At 65.6% G+C, this 17,784-nt stretch carries 20 protein-coding genes; 4 read left to right on the top strand and 16 right to left on the bottom strand.

Features of this window, described 5'->3' with window-relative positions; all coding sequences use genetic code 11:
• The first annotated feature begins 206 nt into the window (after positions 1-206).
• Complete coding sequence (locus DNK89_RS07580) at positions 207-1,289, top strand: adenylate/guanylate cyclase domain-containing protein (protein WP_015012826.1); 1,083 nt, start codon at positions 207-209, stop codon at positions 1,287-1,289.
• A gap of 38 nt (positions 1,290-1,327) precedes the next feature.
• Here DNK89_RS07580 and DNK89_RS07575 read toward each other — a convergent pair whose 3' ends face one another.
• Complete coding sequence (locus DNK89_RS07575; RefSeq protein WP_110959564.1) at positions 1,328-2,074, bottom strand: haloacid dehalogenase type II; 747 nt, start codon at positions 2,072-2,074, stop codon at positions 1,328-1,330.
• Between the two features lie 174 nt (positions 2,075-2,248).
• Here DNK89_RS07575 and alaC point away from each other — a divergent pair, with 174 nt between their 5' ends.
• Entirely contained in the window at positions 2,249-3,478 is a 1,230-nt protein-coding gene (gene alaC / locus DNK89_RS07570) for an alanine transaminase (RefSeq protein ID WP_110959563.1), read from the top strand.
• Between the two features lie 44 nt (positions 3,479-3,522).
• Entirely contained in the window at positions 3,523-4,035 is a 513-nt protein-coding gene (locus DNK89_RS24200; RefSeq protein WP_153064253.1) for a hypothetical protein, read from the top strand.
• 108 nt (positions 4,036-4,143) lie between these two features.
• Here DNK89_RS24200 and DNK89_RS07565 read toward each other — a convergent pair whose 3' ends face one another.
• The 13 genes from DNK89_RS07565 to DNK89_RS07505 form a co-directional block, all read right to left on the bottom strand.
• Positions 4,144-4,392, bottom strand: a complete 249-nt coding sequence (locus DNK89_RS07565) for a hypothetical protein (protein ID WP_153064252.1) — start codon at positions 4,390-4,392, stop codon at positions 4,144-4,146.
• A gap of 23 nt (positions 4,393-4,415) precedes the next feature.
• A complete protein-coding gene (locus tag DNK89_RS07560) occupies positions 4,416-5,252 on the bottom strand; it encodes an urease accessory protein UreD (protein ID WP_110959561.1) in 837 nt (278 codons plus the stop codon).
• Positions 5,253-5,344: 92 nt separating this feature from the next.
• Complete coding sequence (locus tag DNK89_RS07555) at positions 5,345-6,730, bottom strand: FAD-binding oxidoreductase (protein ID WP_110959560.1); 1,386 nt, start codon at positions 6,728-6,730, stop codon at positions 5,345-5,347.
• A 101-nt stretch (positions 6,731-6,831) separates the two neighbouring features.
• On the bottom strand, positions 6,832-7,617 hold the full coding sequence (locus tag DNK89_RS07550; RefSeq protein ID WP_043566071.1) for an ABC transporter permease: 786 nt from the start codon (positions 7,615-7,617) through the stop codon (positions 6,832-6,834).
• A gap of 131 nt (positions 7,618-7,748) precedes the next feature.
• The gene (locus DNK89_RS07545; RefSeq protein ID WP_238990719.1) at positions 7,749-8,591 is read right to left on the bottom strand and encodes an ABC transporter ATP-binding protein; all 843 of its coding nucleotides are present in this window, start codon (positions 8,589-8,591) and stop codon (positions 7,749-7,751) included.
• A 72-nt stretch (positions 8,592-8,663) separates the two neighbouring features.
• The gene (locus DNK89_RS07540) at positions 8,664-9,668 is read right to left on the bottom strand and encodes an ABC transporter substrate-binding protein (protein WP_110959559.1); all 1,005 of its coding nucleotides are present in this window, start codon (positions 9,666-9,668) and stop codon (positions 8,664-8,666) included.
• Between the two features lie 85 nt (positions 9,669-9,753).
• Entirely contained in the window at positions 9,754-10,617 is an 864-nt protein-coding gene (locus DNK89_RS07535) for a creatininase family protein (RefSeq protein WP_110959558.1), read from the bottom strand.
• A gap of 29 nt (positions 10,618-10,646) precedes the next feature.
• The gene (locus tag DNK89_RS07530) at positions 10,647-11,123 is read right to left on the bottom strand and encodes a RidA family protein (RefSeq protein ID WP_110959557.1); all 477 of its coding nucleotides are present in this window, start codon (positions 11,121-11,123) and stop codon (positions 10,647-10,649) included.
• A complete protein-coding gene (locus DNK89_RS07525; protein ID WP_110959556.1) occupies positions 11,120-12,448 on the bottom strand; it encodes an amidohydrolase family protein in 1,329 nt (442 codons plus the stop codon). The genes DNK89_RS07530 and DNK89_RS07525 overlap by 4 nt, the downstream gene beginning before the upstream one ends.
• Positions 12,449-12,471: 23 nt before the next feature.
• The gene (locus tag DNK89_RS07520) at positions 12,472-13,059 is read right to left on the bottom strand and encodes an NAD(P)H-dependent oxidoreductase (protein WP_044398955.1); all 588 of its coding nucleotides are present in this window, start codon (positions 13,057-13,059) and stop codon (positions 12,472-12,474) included.
• A gap of 25 nt (positions 13,060-13,084) precedes the next feature.
• A complete protein-coding gene (locus DNK89_RS07515; RefSeq protein ID WP_110959555.1) occupies positions 13,085-13,387 on the bottom strand; it encodes a 2Fe-2S iron-sulfur cluster binding domain-containing protein in 303 nt (100 codons plus the stop codon).
• Positions 13,388-13,577: 190 nt separating this feature from the next.
• The gene (locus DNK89_RS07510) at positions 13,578-14,234 is read right to left on the bottom strand and encodes a TetR/AcrR family transcriptional regulator (RefSeq protein WP_110959840.1); all 657 of its coding nucleotides are present in this window, start codon (positions 14,232-14,234) and stop codon (positions 13,578-13,580) included.
• A 73-nt stretch (positions 14,235-14,307) separates the two neighbouring features.
• Positions 14,308-14,823, bottom strand: coding sequence for a nucleoside deaminase (locus DNK89_RS07505; protein WP_369750496.1), 516 nt, complete (start codon positions 14,821-14,823; stop codon positions 14,308-14,310).
• 451 nt (positions 14,824-15,274) lie between these two features.
• Between DNK89_RS07505 and DNK89_RS07500 the strand changes: the two genes are divergently transcribed.
• On the top strand, positions 15,275-16,270 hold the full coding sequence (locus DNK89_RS07500) for an isopenicillin N synthase family oxygenase (protein ID WP_110959554.1): 996 nt from the start codon (positions 15,275-15,277) through the stop codon (positions 16,268-16,270).
• A gap of 92 nt (positions 16,271-16,362) precedes the next feature.
• On the opposite strand, the gene DNK89_RS07495 is transcribed toward DNK89_RS07500, so the two are convergent.
• Both DNK89_RS07495 and DNK89_RS07490 read right to left on the bottom strand, forming a co-directional pair.
• Complete coding sequence (locus tag DNK89_RS07495) at positions 16,363-16,779, bottom strand: VOC family protein (protein ID WP_110959553.1); 417 nt, start codon at positions 16,777-16,779, stop codon at positions 16,363-16,365.
• Positions 16,776-17,783, bottom strand: coding sequence for an isopenicillin N synthase family oxygenase (locus DNK89_RS07490; RefSeq protein ID WP_110959552.1), 1,008 nt, complete (start codon positions 17,781-17,783; stop codon positions 16,776-16,778). The genes DNK89_RS07495 and DNK89_RS07490 overlap by 4 nt, the downstream gene beginning before the upstream one ends.
• Position 17,784: the final 1 nt, after the last annotated feature.

Here is a 17,784-nt window from a genome sequence, read left to right as displayed (position 1 = left end):
GGGGCGGCGCTCTGTCAGCGCCTGCGGTAGAACGTGACCGGTCGTGCGCGCCAGCGCCTTGTGTCGCGGTTTTGCCCGGAGTGTTTTCACCGGTTGACCAGCCGTGGGGCGGCGCCTATTCTGGGTGGCGAAGGGCAGGCATTGCCTCTTGAACAGGTTCTTACCCCCACCCACAAAAGCCCGGCCGCTCCACGCCCCAGACCTCCATGCACAAAGAATTCCACCACGACGCCGTGCGCCGCCTGCAGGCGCTGATCGAACGCGAAACCGGCAAGCCCCTGGGCGAGGCGGCCCAGGCCGAGATGGCAGACATCCTGCACGGCATGGAGAACCCCGAGGGCGCTGCCGCCAACGGCCTGGAGGTGGCGCCGCGCGAGGTGACCATCCTGCTGGCCGACCTGCGCGGGTTCACGGCGCTGTCGGGCTCGCAGCCTGCGTCGGTGGTCATTGCGGCGCTCAACCGCTGCCTGGCACGTCTGTCGGAAGTGGTTTTCAAGTACCAGGGCACCATCGACAAGTTCATGGGTGACTCGATCATGGTGCTGTTTGGAGCGCCGGTGGCCCGCGAGGACGATGTGGACCGCGCGCTGCTGTGCGCGGTAGAGATGCAGATCGCCATGCGCGAGCTGAACCTTGCCCACCTGACCGAGCGCCTGCCCGAGGTGTTTCTGGGCATCGGCGTGAACACGGGCACCGTGATGGCCGGACGCTTTGGATCCGACGTGTATTCCGAATACACCGTGATCGGCGAGGCGGTGAACCTGGCCTCCCGCATCGAGGCGCTGAGCCTGCGCGGCCAGGTGCTGATCAGCGACTCCACCTACCAGCGCTGCTGGGGGCTGGTGTCGGCGTCTGCGCCCATGCAGGTGTTCGTCAAGGGGCGCACGCAGCCCGTCAGCCTGCGCGAGCTGATCGCCATCCCGTCGCACAAGCTCAAGGTGCCCCGCCAGGAGTTCCGCCGCAGCCACCGCGTGGACGCGCGCCTGCCCTGCCTGTGCCAGCGCATGCAGGACAAGATCGTGGTGCCCCACATCGTGCACGGCGCCATCCGCGACATTGGCTACCACGGCCTGCTGGTGGAGCTGATCGAGCCGCTGGAACCCCACAGCGAGATCAAGCTGGAGTTCGAGCTGCCGCTGGTGGACTACCGTGTGGCCGATGTGTACGCCCGCGTCGTCACTCTCAAGCAGGAGGGCGACGAATGGGTGGCGGGGCTGGAGTTCACCTCCATCAGCGCTGAGTGCCGCGCCAAGGTACAGATGTTTGTGCAACTGCTGGTGGCGCACTGAAGCGCGCACACACTGGCGCACACCGCACCGCAGGCCGTTCAGCACCCCAGCATGCTGGCGAGATCGTTCAGGTCCTGGGCATGCAGGTCATTGCCCGGCTGCGGCGACACATCCTTGGGCTGAGCCACGCCAAACTCGTGCGGCCGTTCGATGTATGCCGTGCGCAGGCCGCAGCCCCGCGCAGCAGCGAGGTCGTCGTGGTGCGCGGCCACCAGCGCCACCTGCTGCGGTGGCAGGTCAAACACCCGCGCCACGCCCTCGTAGGTGTCGGGATGCGGCTTGTAGGCCTTGAACACCTCGGCGCTCAGCACACAGTCCCAGGGCAACCCGGCGCGCTTGGCGATGTTGGTCAGCAGGCCGATGTTGCCGTTCGATAGCGTGGTGATGGTGTAGCGCTGCTTGAGCCGCGTCAGCCCCTGCACGCTGTCGGGCCAGGCATGGAGCCTGTGCCACGCGCGGTTGAGGTGGTGGCGCTCGGCATCGCCCAGGTGTGCCAGCCCAAAGCGCGGAAGGATCTCGTCCAGGATCTGCCGGTGCAGGGCATCGATCAGCGTCCAGCCCTGTTCGCCGCGCATCACCCGCGCCATGGCGGGCTGGTAGCCCGCGCGCCACGCCAGTGCAAACGCATCGGCATCTACCTGGGGATAGAGTGCCCGCACCTCGCGCGCAATGCTGCCGTGCCAGTCCACCACGGTGCCAAAGATGTCGAAGGCCAGCACCTGCACCTGGGCAAAGGGATGGTCGGCAGGCAGGGCAGTGGGGTTGGTGGATGGGAGGGTGTTCATGCGTTCATCGTAGAGGCGGCGGCAAGCCCTCGTCCCCACTGCGGCATTGCCGCCACACTGCGCACAAAGGGCTGGAGCGTTGTCCGCAGCTTGCGCTACATTGGCTGCGGGCTGGCCTTTTTGCCAGCCACGTCGCTCGGACGGTTCCGGGCGCTTACGTGAAAGTCACACCGCATGTCTGCATCGCAGGGCAAGCGCCGTTTTGCGCGCATCGATCGCCTCCCTCCCTACGTCTTCAACATCACGGCCGAGCTTAAACTCGCCGCCCGCCGCCGGGGCGAAGACATCATCGACATGAGCATGGGCAACCCCGATGGGGCCACACCACCGCACATCGTCGCCAAGCTCACCGAAGTGGCCCAGCGGCCCGACACCCACGGCTACAGCGCCAGCAAAGGCATTCCGCGCCTGCGCCGCGCCATCAGCCACTGGTACAAGGACCGCTACGCGGTGGACATCAACCCCGACACCGAGGCCATCGTCACCATCGGCTCCAAAGAGGGCCTGGCCCACCTGATGCTGGCCACGCTGGACCGGGGCGACACCGTGCTGGTGCCCGACCCCAGCTACCCCATCCACATCTACGGCGCGGTGATTGCCGGTGCCGACATCCGCAGCGTGCCCGTGGCGCCCGATGTGGACTTTTTTGCCGAGCTCGAAAAGGCCATCCGCGGCAGCTACCCCAAGCCCAAGATGATGATCTTCGGCTTTCCCAGCAACCCCACCGCGCAGTGTGTGGACCTGGGCTTCTTCGAGCGCGTGATCGCCCTGGCCAAGAAACACGACATCCTGGTGGTGCATGACCTGGCCTACGCCGACATCGTGTACGACGGCTACCGCGCGCCCAGCATCATGGAAGTGCCCGGCGCCAAGGACGTGGCGGTGGAGTTCTTCACACTCAGCAAAAGCTACAACATGGCTGGCTGGCGCGTGGGCTTCATGGTGGGCAACCCCGACCTGGTGGCCGCGCTGGCGCGCATCAAGAGCTACCACGACTACGGCACCTTCACGCCCCTGCAGGTGGCCGCCATCGCTGCGCTGGAGGGCGACCAGCAGTGCGTGAAAGACATCGCCGCCCAGTACCAGCGCCGCCGCGACGTGCTCTACAAGGGCCTCACCGAGTCCGGCTGGGCGGTAGATTGCCCCAAGGCCAGCATGTACATCTGGGCCCGCATCCCCGAGCCCTACCGCGCGCTGGGCTCGCTGGAGTTTGCGCGGCAGCTGCTGGACAAGGCCAAGGTGTGCGTGTCGCCTGGCATTGGGTTTGGCGACCAGGGGGATGAGTACGTGCGCTTCGCGCTGATCGAGAACGAGGCGCGGATTCGGCAGGCGGTGCGGGGGATTCGGGGGATGTTTAAGGCGGATGGGTTGTTGAAGCTGCCCGCTACGCCAGCTATGGCTTAACGCCCATTTCTGATGGCTCACAGTTGATATCAGGGTTAAGCCATATGTCAAACACGGTTGAATCTTTTGCTAGGGCCTCCGCTGCAAAAGCTTTTATATGCTTTCTTTTTAGGCATCAGACCTATTTGGATATGGCCGTCTCTCACGGAATGGCAATCAATTTGGAGGCTCGAGACCTACGACGGGCCTTTGAAGAAGGCAAGTTTCCTAGCGCTGGATGGGAGGCGGATGCCCGTGTGAGTGCTGCGAAGCATGCCCAAGAGCTAAGAAAAGGAATGCTGTCAGCCCTGATATCGACGATTGCCTTTGCAAGCGTGGGCCTTGTACTCGCTGCTGTACTTGGCAAAGTTCATCCGACGCTCCCTTTGGATTTTGGCAAGTTGATGAGCGTGTTTGGCGGATTGCTAGCCGCGTGGGCTACTCTGTTTGAACTTGGCGGCTACTCGGAAACATTTAGCGGAGAAGCGCTACACGAGCGGTTGCGCCCGTTCTTCTTTCGAGCTGCTTTTCTGCCGGGACTTATCTTTGCAACTGCTGGGCAGCTTTGGTGGCAATGAGACCCCAATTTAGCTAGTTGCAAGATTTGCCTCTCGCTTCTGGTCAGCACGGCGTTCAGGTGTGTCACCAAGGGCAACCTGAAAGGCTAACCACCTGTCTCCCAGGACTCACTCATCACCGCCTTCTTTATGCGATCTTGGGGCGCTTTCCCAAATCAGCCCTGCGCCAAAGCTGAATATCACGAGCAACACGCCGTACCACCCTGTGAACCAGCTGATGTTTGTAGCCAAAAAGACGGCTGAAATCAGCGCAAAAAGTACCGCGATTCCAATGCGCCAGTGAAACGCCAACATCGTGATAAGTTCAAAAAGGGCGTCCATACCACCTTTCAATTCAGCCGGATTGTCGTCGGCCACATGCGCCGCCTCACGCGGCCCACCTACATCGCCCAAATCCTGGGCGCCTCCCCCTCCAACCCCCACAACACCTCCCGCCAAACCACCCGCACGGCCTTGAGCAGTTTCATCGCAGGCTCCACCTGCGGCGCCAGCACACGCACCACCACCATGCGGTCGTTGGGGCTGGTGGCGCCTGCGGTGGCCTTGACCTGGGGGTGCTGATCCATCACCGCACGGGCCGCGTCCAGTGCGGTGTCGCGGCGCGTCCGGTCAAGTGGGGTGCCTGCGGCAAAGAACATGCTGGCCATGCAGCGGTGGCCCGCCAAGCCCAAGGGGCTGCTCAGCAGCCGGTCGTCGGCGGCGTCGATGACGCCGCGCTCCAGCCACAGGCCGGGCACTTCCAGGTGCTGGGTGAAGCGGCCTTGTTCAAACGGCTGGCCCGCGTGCGGCAGGCCTAGCGCGGTCACGTCCCAGGCGATGCATTCGGCGCCGGGGGCGAGGTTCAGCGTGAGGTGGTTTTCAGCGTGGCAGGCGCTGTAGCACAGGGCCTCCAGCGGCAGCCATTCCAGGCGCGCGCCTTCGGCCAGGGTGAGGTGGCTGCGTTGCAGCGCCAGCGGGCCGGTGGAGCGATAGAAGCGTGTGGCTCCGGGCGTGGTGACTAGGCCGTGGGCGCCTGGGCCCACGGTGGTGGTGATGTCCAGTGTGTCGCCGCCCACCAGGCCGCCGGGCGGGTGCACCAGCACGTTGTGGCAGATGGCGTCGCCCTCGGGGTACAGGCTTTGCAGGATGCGCAGCGGCCCGTTGTGCTCGTAGCGGGCTACCGTGCGGGCGCTATGTTCTGCCGTGTAGTCGAGCTGAAGGCGGGCGTGCCAGGGCATGTTTCGATGGTTTGCTACTAAATGAGTAGCTGATTATGACCTGCAGGCAAGCGGTAGAGGCCCGTGGGTGCGACACGCGCCACCCGTTTTCTCTACGCTGTTTGGCGTACAGGTGTCTGCACGGGGGCTGTGGGTTCGGCCGTGTACCAGCTGCGCAGCTTGCCCGGGTTGAGCAGGCCCTGCGGGTCGAAGCGGCGCTTCATGCCCACCACGGCCGGGTCCAGGTTGTTCTGCTTGCCGTCTTCCACGATGTACACATGTGGGTTGTTGATCTGCACGCCGTGGTCGCGGTAGATCTGCATGATCTGGTTCAGGCGTTCTTCGGTGGTGTAGCGGATGATCTGCAGGCCGCTGCAGTTGAAGGCGCCCTCCTTGGTGCGCAAGAACTCCAGGTGCATCATCACCTCGCCCTTCAGCGCGGCCTCCAGCGCCTTCACCTGCTTGAGGCGGTGCATGGGGTTGAAGCCGCTCTGGATATAGGTCAGGCCCTTGTCCACCTTCAGCGCGTGCAGGGTGGTGTGGTTCCAGGTGTATTCGAGCAGCGTCTTGTGGCTGCTGGCCACTTCGTCGGCCGTCTTGCGGTAGGTGACCTGGCCGCCGTGCTGCGCCACCATGTCGCGCATGCCCGCCTCGGAGTGTGGGGCCACCAGCAGCAGCACGGCATGCTGATTGGGGGGCAGATGCTCGGCCAGGCTGGTGAAGTATTGTGGGATGGGTGCGGCCACAAAACACACCTCTTTTTTCTCCAGCCCGGGGGCGCTGCCAAAGCGGTCGGCAAACTCCAGCGCAGCGTCAAACTGTTCGAAGGTGGCGATGCACTCGGTCCACTCCACGGCAGGGGTCAGGGCCACTTCCAGCTCCAGCACGATGCCGTTGGTGCCGTAGGTGTGGTGCAGCAGCATGGCCTCGGGGCCGCGCAGTTCGATGACTTGGGGCTCGGGCTCCACCGTCATTGCGCGCACCGCCAGCACGTTGCCGGGCGCGGCCAGCGGGCCGTGGTTGATGGAGCCCGCACCGCCAAAGCCGCCGCCAAACAGCCCGCCCAGCGTGGCGCTGCGGTAGGTGCTGGGCAGCCAGCGCAGTTCTTGCCCGTGGGGCTTGGCTTGCGCGTCAAAGTCTGCGAGCCGGATGCCTGACTGCGCACGGCCCACCCCGCCGCGCACCCAGCCAAAGGCGTTGTAGCCCGACAGGTCCAGGATCACGCCGCCGTGCAGCGGTGTGCTCTGGCCGTAGTTGCCGGTGCCGCTGCCACGCACGGTGAGGGGGATGCCCGCGCTGGCGCAGGCGGCCACCACCTGGCGGATTTCTGCTTCGGTGCGTGGGCGCACGGCGATGTCGCCGCGCTTGCCCGCCAGGTCGCGCTTGAGCACGGGGCTGAACCAGGCAAAGTCCTGCGAGAGGCGGCCCACGCGCAGCGGGTCGGCAATCCAGTCCAGGTCGGGCAGCAGGTCGGGCAGTTGTTGGGCGGTGGTGGTCATGTCGGTATCTCCTTGGCCGCTGGTGGCCGTTTGGGGCAAAAGGAAGCCCGTGCCGCGCGCCAGTGGCTGCGCGCGGTGTGTTGGCGATGGGGGTGAAAGGTCTAGTCGTGCGACGTTTCGCTGGCGTGCCAGCCGCCCAAGGCGACGCGCGTGAGCCATGCCATCAGCACGAAGAGCGCGACACCAGTGAGCGAGATCAGCAGCAGCGCAGCAAACATGCGCGGGATGTTGAGCTGAAAGCCGGCCTGCAGGATCTGGTACGCCAGCCCTGCACCCTGGCCCCCGGTGCCCGCGACAAACTCCGCCACCACGGCGCCGATGAGCGCCAGGCCGCTGGAGATGCGCAGCCCACCGAAGAAGTAGGGCAGTGCGCTCGGGATGCGCAGGCGCAGCAGCGTCTGCAGCCGCGTGGCGCGGTTGAGCTGGAAGTAGCTTTGCAGATCCGGCTCCACACTGCGCAGGCCCAGTGTGGTGTTGCTGATAATGGGGAACAGGGCGACCAGTGCGGCGCAGATCACCATCGACGCCGTCGGGTCCTTCACCCAGATGATGATGAGCGGTGCCACGGCCACGATGGGGGTGACCTGCAGCAGCACGGCGTAGGGGAAGAGCGCGGTCTCGATGCGTTTGCTTTGCACAAACAGGAACGAGATCAGCACGCCCGCCACCGTGGCGACCACAAAGGCCAGCACCGTGATCTTGACGGTGACCCACAGCGATCCGCCCAATGCGGCCCAGTCGGTGAATAGCGTCTTCATCATCAGGATGGGCGAGGGCACCAGGTAGGGCGGCAGCTCCATGGCCGTGACCAGGCCCTGCCACAGTGCGATCAGCACCAGGCCGACCAGCACGGGGTAGACCACGCGCTGAACGCGGGGCTGGGCCATGAGCGGTGGGCGTTTGGGTGTGGTCTTGGTGGCAGGTTTTGCAGCGACTGGTGCAGGCGCCGAGCGCGGGGCGGCTGCGGGGTGGCCGGTGACCACGGGCGACGCCATGGGTGCGGAAGGGAAGGGGGTGCTCATGCCACGGTCTCCTCGGTGTCCACGCTGGCGCGCAGCAGGCTGTCTTGCAGCAGCTTGGCGTAGCGGCTGAATTCGGGCGACACCATGAAGTCGGCCGTGCGGGGGTAGGGCGCGTTGATGCGGAACTCTTCGACCACGCGGCCAGGTCGTGCGGCCATCATGACCACGCGGCTGGAGAGGAACACCGCCTCGTGGATCGAGTGCGTAACAAAGATCACGGTGAGCTTCTTCTTGCGCCACAAGTCAAGCAGGTCGGCGTCGAGCTTGTGGCGCGTGATTTCGTCGAGTGCGCCAAAGGGCTCGTCCATCAACAGCAGGTCGGGCTGTGTGACCAGGCCGCGCGCAATCGATACGCGCATCTGCATGCCGCCCGACAGGGCGCGGGGCAGGGCGTTGGCAAACTTGGACAAGCCCACCAGCGCCAGCGCTTCGGTCACGCGCGCATCGGCCTCGGCACGTGGCACACCCGCCAGGTCCAGCGGCAGGCGCACATTGGTCTGCACACTGGCCCAGGGCATGAGCGTGGGTGACTGGAAGACAAACGCCATCTTCTTGCCGCTTTCGTCCAGCTGCGCCACGGGCTTGCGCCACAGGTGCAGGCGGCCGTCGGTGGGCTCCAGTAGGCCCGCCACCATTTTCAGCAGCGTGCTCTTGCCGCAGCCCGAGGGGCCGAGCAGGGTGACGAATTCGCCTTCCTCAATGGTCAGGTCCACCGGCAGCAGGGCCTGCGTGCCATTGGGGTAGGTTTTTTCAGCGGAAAGCACCTCCACGGCGGGCGTGGAATGGGGCAGCGGTGCCTGGGCGTGTGCCAGCGGTGGAGATTCAGCGGGGGATGTCATGGTCGCCTTTCGATGGATGCGGCCGGGCGTGGGAGGGCTGCGCACCGGCCGCTGTTTCAGGGCTGTCGGGGCTCAGGGCAGAACCTTGAGGTCTTTGACGAAGGCCGTGGTGTAGGTCTCGGTCAGCTTGACCTTGGCGGGGTCGATGAGCTTCGCGTCCACCAGGAAGTCGTAGCTGGCCTTGGCGCGCGCGTCGGTCATGATGCCGATGCCCATGGTGGCTGCGTCGCCCCCGGTGGCCATGCCCATTTCCTTGAGCTTGGCCACGCTGTAGGCGAGCTGCTCGTCCGTCATGTTGGGGTTGTCCTTCTTGATGAGCGCGTTGGCGGGTGCCGGGTCGGCCAGGTAGCTCTTCCATCCTTCCATCGACGCCTTCACGAACGAGGCCACGGCAGCGCTGCGGTCCTTCACCGTCTTTTCCATGCACGAGATGGTGGTGGCGTAGGCGGGGTAGCCCTGGTCGCTGAACATCAGCGTGTTGGCCTTGACGCCCGCCTTGGCAATCGCAAACGGCTCGGAGGTCAGGTAGCCCTGCTGGGCGCTGTTCTTGTCAGCCACAAAGGGCTGGATGTTGAAGGTGTAGGGGCGGGTCTGCGAATCGGTGAAGCCGTACTTGGCCTTGAGCCATGGCCAGTAGCCGCGCTGGGCCGACGAGGCGATCAGGATGGTCTTGCCCTTGAGGTCTTCGAACTTCTTCACGTCCTCGTGCGCGATGAGCACCTGCGGGTCCTTCTGGAACACCGCGGCCACGTTGACCACGGGCACGCCGCCTTCACGCATCTGGATCATCTGCAGGTCGCTCGATCCCATCACGCATTCGGCCTGGCCAGCGGCCATCATCTGCACGATGTTGACCTGCGGGCCGCCCATCTTGATGGTCACGTCCAGCCCGTACTTCTTGTACAGGCCCGTGGCCACCGCCTGGTAGAAGCCGCCATGCTCGGCCTGCGCGTACCAGTTGGTCATGTAGGTGAACTTTTCCTGCGCGTGGGCAGTGCCCGACATGGTGCCGACGGCACCAACAGCGAGCAGCGCGGCTGCACCAATTTTGGAAAGGCGGGAGGCGGTCTTCATCATGGTGGTACTCCGGTAGGGGGTGGAGGTGGAACGAAGGGACAACGAAGGGAAAGGCGAAAAGGTTTTGCGGTGGCGTTCGCAGGTTTCAGGCCAGTGCGCTGGAGTGCTCCACGTGGCCGGTGTGATTGGCGCGGCCCCAGGTGGGCTCAGTGCGCGGTGCCCAATGCAGTCGATGCAGCTCGGTAATGGCGGCGGCCCAGCTCACGGCCAGCGAGTCGAGGATGGCGTGCCCCTGTTCGGCCGTGGCGGGCAGCGGGTCGCCAATGATTCCGCTGGGGCCGAAGTCACGCGCACTCCAGGCACAGGCCGGGCGGCCGTCGGGTGAGAGCAGGGGCGAGTCAAAAACGGGCGGGTAGTTGACTACCGCACGTTCCATGTGCACGGTGTCGGGGGCCAGCGCCAGCATCAACGCCGTCTCGGCGTGGCCTGCGTGCATCGCCAGTTTCTTTTCGGTGTCGGACAGGTACTTGCCCGCCACATGCGGCACACGCCAGGTGAAGCTGGGCACCACAATGAAGTCGCCATGGCGCAGGCGCAGCTCGCGTGCGCACATCTCCATCACCTGCGGCTGACCGCCGTGGCCGTTGACGAACAGCAGCTTGCGAAAACCCGCGCGGTACACCGACTCGCCCACCTCGTTCATGGTGGCCAGCAGGGTCTCGCCGCTCAACGTGACGGTGCCGGGGAAGTGCAGGTGCTCTTCGGACTTGCCGTAGGTGATGGGGGCCATCGCGAACGCAGGCACATCGGCCGGCAGGCGCGCCAGCGCATGGCCCACCACACCCGCGCTGATCACCGTGTCCACCGCACAGGGCAGGTGCGGGCCATGCTGCTCGGTGGCGCCCGTGGGCAGCACGATGACGGTGTTTTCCTTGTCGGACAGGTCTGCGATCTCGGTCCAGCTCAGGTAGGGCAGGTAGCGGTGGGGCGGGTTGTAGCCGTGCAGCATGGGTGGTTCTTTCGTGAAGGAAGCTGTTGTCAGCGCAAAGGGAGGTAGGCCGTGGCCTCCACCTCGATGAGGATGTCGGGCGTGGGCAACATGCCGCTCACTTCCACCACGGTGGATGCGGGGGGCTCGCCGGGGAAGAACAGCTTGCGCACGCGGCTGTACTGCGGGAAGTGGTCCAGGTTCTTGAAGTACTGCACCAGCTTGAACACGTCGGACATCTGGCCGCCTGCGGCCTCGATGGTCAGGCGGATGCGGTCGAGCACATACCAGCTCTGCGCGAGGATGGGGCCCTCCTTGATGTCGCTGCTGAACTCGCCCGTGCGGCCAATCAGCGTGGCGGCCTCATGCGGGATGTCGTCGTAGCCACGCACGATGCGGCTGGCGGCAGGGTCCACGGCAATGATCCCGCTCAGGTAGATGAAGTCGCCTGCGCGGCGCCATGCGGCGTAGCGGGCCAGGGGCTGGGCGATGCCCGGTGCAGGTGCGGTGACAGATCCGGTGCTCATGCGAGGCTCCTTGCGGATTGGGTGGTGGGCACATGCCAGGCGGCTGGTGCGTGGCCGCTGGCGACGCGGCCCTGGCGCAGCACCACGCGGCCCTGCGCGCCTTGTGTGCGCGATGGAAAGCCCCAGTGGTCAGCCTGCGTGAAGACCAGCAGGTCAGCCACCGTGCCAGGCTGCAGCGGCAGCGCCGTGGTGCCAGTGCGGCCGGTGCACAGCCAGTCGGCGCGGCACAGCGATTCGCTCCATTGGTCGAAAGGTGCCTCCAGCTGCGCCGCCAGCACACCCGTGGCCAGGGCTTCCAGCGGGTCAAAGCTGCCCACGGGGCAGAACGGGTCTTGCACGTTGTCGCTGGCGACCATCACCGGGATGCCGCGTGCACGGGCCTCCTTCACCAGCGTCAGACCACGCTGGCGCGGCGTGCGGCCGGTGGTGGCGTCCTGCAGCAGCAGGTTGGTGATGGGCAGCGTGACCAGGGTGATGGGGCTTTGTGCCACGGCATCGAGCGTGGCGAGGGCCGTGGCCTCGTCCTGTGCGGCCAGCGCGCAGGTGTGGCCGCAGACCACATGGCCTTCAAAGCGTAGTTCTTTGAGCAGTGCGGCGGTGGTCGCCAAGCCCTGGGCGCCGGGGTGCAGTTCTTCGTCCACATGCAGGTCCACGTTCACGCCATGGTGTTGTGCGGCTTCCAACAGGTGGCGCAGCGCCTGCGGGTCCCAGTTGGTAGAGTGCACAAAGCCACCCAGCAAGGCGCCAGGGCCGCTCGCAGCCACGGTGGCCGCCAGCCGCAGGGCGGCGCTGCGGTCCGTGTACAGATGCAAGGGGATCAGGCTCACGCGCTCCAGCGTGATGCGGTCGGCCCAGTCGTGGGCCAGTGCATGCAACACGTTCCAGGCCAGCGGCTGCGCGTCGGGCTCCCACCAGTCGCAGTGGGTGCGCAGGTGGACGGTGCCTGCGTCGCAGGCCCATTGCAGCGCGCGGCTGGCTCGGGCGTGGATGTCGGCTTCGGTCCAGCCCTGGCGATCCAACATCATGGCCTCGATGGCGCCCAGCAGGCCGGGTTTGACCTCTCCCATGCGCGGCAGGGTGAAGGCCTTGTCCAGGTGGGTGTGCGCATCCACCAGGCCGGGCAGCACCAGCGCGCCTGCCACGTCCCACACCGTGCCGTGGGGCGCTGGCTGGGTGCCATGGGGCAGCACCTGCACGATGCGGCCCTGGGCCAGGTGCAGGTCGGCCAGTGCGGGCTGGTGGCCCTGCTGCGGCCACGCCGCGGGCAACAGCCAGCGCGGCAACCGGGCGCGCAGGATATGGTCGGGAGTGCTGGATGCGTGCATGCCGTGGCCCTTAGAAACTGGTCTTATGCAAAGCGCGCCATGGCCTGGCCCACGCGGGCCTTGAATGCCGCAAGCCGGGGTGGTGTGGCCACGTTCATGTGGTAGTAGGCGTGGTAGTCCACCCGCGCCTTGCCACCGGTGAGCAGGCGCATGTAGCGGGTGATGGACTTGCGCGGCGGGTCGCCCATGAACAGGGCCGTCCAGCGGGGGCGGCCGTAGGTGACCACGGCGGAGATGCGCTTGATGTGCGTGAGCGAGGGCTTGACGTTGTGCGGGTCGCTGATGTCAAAGGCCACGCCGGGCATGAGCACGCGGTCGAAAAAGCCCTTGAGCATGGCGGGCATGCCAAAGCACCAGGTGGGAAAGCAGAACACCACCGCCTCGGCCCAGAGCAAGCGGTCCACATAGCCCTGCACGGGCAACTGGTTGCTGGGCACCTCGTGGTAGCCCAGGCGCTCTTCGCGGGTCATCACGGGGTTGAAGCCCTCGGCGTACAGGTCGCAGTCGTCCACCTCATGGCCCGCGCCGCGCAGCTGCTGCACCACCTCGGTGTGCAGTGCGGCGTTGTAGCTGGTCTCTACCGGGTGGCAATAGATCACGAGGATGCGCATGGCGGGGCTTCCTTTTTGTTGAAGTTCAGAGGTCGAGCGTGAGCGTGGGCCCGTGACTGCGTGCGCAGCACACGGCGACGTGGGTGGCTTGCTCTGCTGCGCTCAGGCAGCTGTCGCGGTGGTCGGGCTCGCCGTCCAGCCAGCGGGTCACGCAGGTGCCGCACACGCCCTGCTCGCACAGGGTTTCCAGCGGCACGCCAGCGAGCTGCAGCACGTCGGCCATGCTCTCGCCGGGGCTAACGGGCAAGCGCATCTGGCTGCGCTGCAGGATCAGCTCGAACGTGTGTTCTGTGCGGGTGGCGCTGGCGGTGTCAGGGGCTGTCTGCATTGTTTGACCATGTGATTTGATCGATTGGTCAAAATATTGCAAAGGCTGTGCCAGCCACAAAAAGCCGTCAAACGTCTTTGTGGTGGATCAACGTGGCCTTATCGCGACGGATTTGCGCCGCTTGCTGGTGCGCATCACGCCCCGCAGGCCCTCTGGCGCGCAGACCATGCCCAGAAATGGGCGCGGGGCTTTAGTCTGGTGCGAGGCCGCAGCCCAGCAGCACAAAGCTGGTGAGTTCGCGCACGATGGGCTCGCGGTCGATGGGCTCGTCGGGCGCCAGGCCCAGCATGATGTGCACCTGCACGCCGTAGTCGGCGTAGTGCTGCGTCATGCCCCAGATCTGCATGAGCAGCAGTGTGGGGTTGACGGCGCGCATGCGGCCTTCGGAGATCCAGCGGTTGATGAGGTCCACCTTCTGCTGGGTGGACTTGACGGCCACGGGCCAGTATTTGCCCAGGTTGCGCCCACCGCCCAGCACCTCGGTGGTGAAGATGCGCGACAGGCCCGGGTTGTCCAGCGCGTAGTCGAGCTTCTTGCGCACGTAGCTGCTCAACACCTTCTTGGGATCGTCGCTGTTGCTGTCAAAAATGAAGGCGCCCGACCAGCCGTTGAGCACCGAGTACAGCAACTCTTCGTACAGCTCTTCCTTGCTGCTGATGTAGTAGTGCAGCTGGGGCTTGGTCAGGCCCGCGCGCTCGGCAATGGCTTTGGTGGATGCCCCCTTGAAACCATGGCGACTGAACTCGGCAATGGCTGCCTCGCGGATGGCGCCCAGGATGCGTTCGCGCCCCTGTTTGGCGCGGCTGAGCAGCGCGCCGGAGGCGGCTTCGGCTTCGGATTCGGTCATGGCTTTGGTGCGAGGCATGGGGGACGGGCGATGGCAGAGTGTGCGCTGCAGATTCTGCCCGCGCAGCAACGGGTCAGACTTTCCAGAACCCGATATGGGGTGCGCTGGCTTCTTCGACCAGCGCCGGGCCGATGCATTCGATGGCGTGGGGCGAGGCGGCAAACACATCGCGGCACGACAGCTCGGCGTCGCGCTGCTCGGCCCGCTCGCCCCGAAATACGCGCAGGCGCTCGGCGTCAATGCCAAACACCACGCGCCCAATGCCCGACCAGAAGATGGCGCCCGCACACATCACGCAGGGCTCGGCCGATGAATACAGCGTGGCCTTGGCCAGGGCATCGCGCCCCACACGCGGGCTGAGCTGGCGCACGGCATTGGTCTCGGCGTGGCCGGTGCAGTCGCCGGTCTCGGTGGTGTTGCAGTAAGCCTCGGCCAGCAGGCGCCCTTCGGCACTGATGACCACCGCACCAAACGGGCGGTTGCCGCGCGCGCGGGCCGTGCACGACCACGCGATGGCCTGGCGCAGGTAGGTGCCGTCGGTGTCGTTGATGGGGGTGGGGTCGTCAAAGCTGGCTGGGGGTGCAGACATGAGCGCGTGCATGGTGTGGGTGTCTCCGTCGATGGTGGGTGGGTGGCTGTCGTTGTGCAACGCCGGACTGTCTGCACGCCCGCCGTTGTGGTGCAGGGCGCTATGCATTTGGCATGCCAATCACAATCAGTGACATGTATGCATGGCTTTTGATGCGCTGTGCACAATCGCTCTCACCCTGCGTGGACGCACAAGCAAGGAGCCGTGGGCATTCTTCTTGCATCGCTTTTGGCAAGAGTAGAAGCGTTCACTGCGTTGCCCCCTGTGCCATCCTGCACGGGGCGATGCCAGTCGGAAATTGCTCTTGAAGCCCGCTGTGCACACAGCGGTGTGCGTTGGCACATCGTGGCTTCAAGGGTTGAAAGGACGGCCGCCGCAGGCGGTGTCACCCACTCTTGAAGCACCCAGCGGGAGGGCCTTTCTTCCTTCCACTTGTCTTCAGGAGAACTGCATGACCACCACCGCCACCTACGACCTCGCCGAGCTGCAAAAAGAAACGCGCATGGGCGCGATGGGCTCGGAAACCGCGAGCCGCGAAATCCGCCGTATCGACCTCAGCGACTTTGCGTTGCGCAAGACAGAGATTGCCGGCCAGCTGTGGGACGCCGCCGTCGATGTCGGCTTTTTCCAGATCGTGAACCACGGCATTGACCTGGCCGAGGTGCACAACGCCTTTGCAATGACCGAGCGCTTCTTTGCGCTGCCCGACGCCGTGAAGGCGCAGTACCCGCTCAAGAAAGCGCTGAACGTGGGCTGGGAGAGCCGCGCGCAGGTGCGCCCCTCCACCGGCACACCGGACCAGAAGGAGTCGTATCAGATCACCCGCCCGAACATGGCGGGCCTGTGGCCCACTGACGAGGAGCTGGCGGGCTTTCAGTCCACCATGCTCGCCTTCGAAGGCCAGTGCTGGCAGGTGGCCATGCAGGTGCTGTCGTGCTTTGCGTGGAAGCTGGGGTTTGACGAGGCCTTCTTTGCCCGCGCGCACGACCCTGCGCAGGTCAGCTACCAAAGCACCTTGCGCCTGCTGCACTACTTTGCGACCCCGCCCGAGCAACAAGCCCACCTGGGCCTGTGGCGTGCCGGGGCACATACCGACTTTGATTGCCTGACCCTGCTCTTTCAGCGCCAGGGCCAGGGCGGCCTGCAGGTGTGCCCGGGCAAGGAGATGGACACCCAGGCCTGGACCTCGGTGGAGCCCGACGAGCTGGCCATCACCTGCAACATCGGCGACATGCTGATGCGCTGGAGCGACGACCAGTTGCCCAGCAACTTCCACCGCGTGAAGAACCCGCTGCCCGGCGAGTACATGGGGCCGCGCTACAGCATCGCCTTCTTTGCCCAGGCCAACCGCGATGCCATCATCGAAGGGCCGGGCAAGAAGTACCCCGCGATTGCCGCCGGCGACTACCTGAACCAGCGGGTGGCGGCCAACTTCAAGGCCTATTGAGGCGCGATGGATGGCGCAGGGGTGGGCGTTGGTTCACCCCGCTCATGCTTTGGCGGGCACTGCCGTCGATAGTTTGGCCGGGTAGGGGCGGCTCAAATAACGTTACGGGGCACGCCCACAGCGCTCACCCGGAACACGTTGTCTTCCGGGTCCGCCAGCACAGCCTGCCATTGGCCGTAATAGGTGGCGTAGGGTGGCTTGATGATCTGCCCGCCCAGAGCTTTTGCCTTCTCGCTGGCAGCGTCCACGGCATCTGGCATGTCTAGCATGAAGGTGGCGTAGCCTGTCACGCTGCGCGGTGACGGCAAGGTGGCACCGGGTTGCCGGTCGGCCAGGCCCAGCAGGGCATAGGCCTCGGGGGCGTTAAAGCCGAGCTGGAAATGCTCGTTCTCCACCGCCCGGTAGATGGCCGAGCGCGTCCCCGGAGCCTCGGGCAACTGCAGCAGGGCTTGATAGAACTGCAGTTGTGCCTCGATGTCCTGGCACAACAGGTTGAACCACAGCCTCATGCCATCACCGCCGCGCTGGCCGGGGTGGTGGATGTGGTGGGCTGACCCAGGCCGTAGGTCTTGCGGTACATAGCCTGCAAGTGCTCGCCCACGGTGCAGGGTGCAAAGCGCGGCGCCTCACCGGCAGGCACACAGGTGGGGACAGGGACCACCTGGGCCTCGTAGTCGGGCGTGTAGAAAAACGGAATGGAGTGGCGCGGTGCGCCCCCGCTGTGCACGTTGCGCACGCGATGCGGGTTGGACCGGTACAGCCCGTTGGTCCAGCGCGGAATCATGTCGCCCAGGTTCACCACCAGCGCGCCCTCGATGGGTGTGGCGGCCACCCATTCGCCGGTGGATAGCTTCACCTCCAGACCGCCATGGTGGTCCTGGGCCAGCAGGGTGATGGCACCCCAGTCCGTGTGCTCGCCCGCGCCAAAGGTGAGTGCATCGGCGCCCTCTGGATGCGGCGGGTAGCGCAGCAGCCGCAGCGTGAGCATGGGGCTCTGGTGCGTGTGGTCGAAGTAGTCCTCGGGCAGGTCGAGCGAGAGTGCCAGCAGCTGCATCAGCCGCAGGGCCAGTTGCCGCATGGCGGCGATGTAGGTGCGGCTCTGGGTGGCCAGCTCGGGCAACCCCTCTGGCCATTGGTTGCTGCCGTAGGAGTGGTAGCCGCGCTGCACGTACGGATGTTCGGCAGCGTAGTCCAGCCCGCAGTAGAAGCTCTCCTTGAGGTCCGGGCGCGCATTCGCGTCCAGGGTCTGCCCGCCCAGGCTTTCGTAGCCCCGCATGGCGGGTGAGTGGTGCAGCGAAATCGCTTCTTTGGATGCGAGTGGCAGGTCGAAGAACTGCTGCGTCAAGGCAAACTGGCGCGCAATCATGTCCAGCGGCACGCCGTGGTGGCGCACGTAAAAGAACCCTGCGCCCATGCAGGCTTGGCGCAGTTGGGCGGCCACGGCCATCACGGCAGGGCTGCGCGGCGCGCCCGGCTGCAGGGCGCCGCTGAGGTCGATGAGGGGGATGCCCATG

Source organism: Acidovorax sp. ST3 (assembly GCF_003231145.1).
GTDB lineage: Bacteria > Pseudomonadota > Gammaproteobacteria > Burkholderiales > Burkholderiaceae_C > Acidovorax.
Note: the sequence above shows the minus strand (reverse complement) of the source record. Positions and strands in the feature narration are given on the sequence as shown.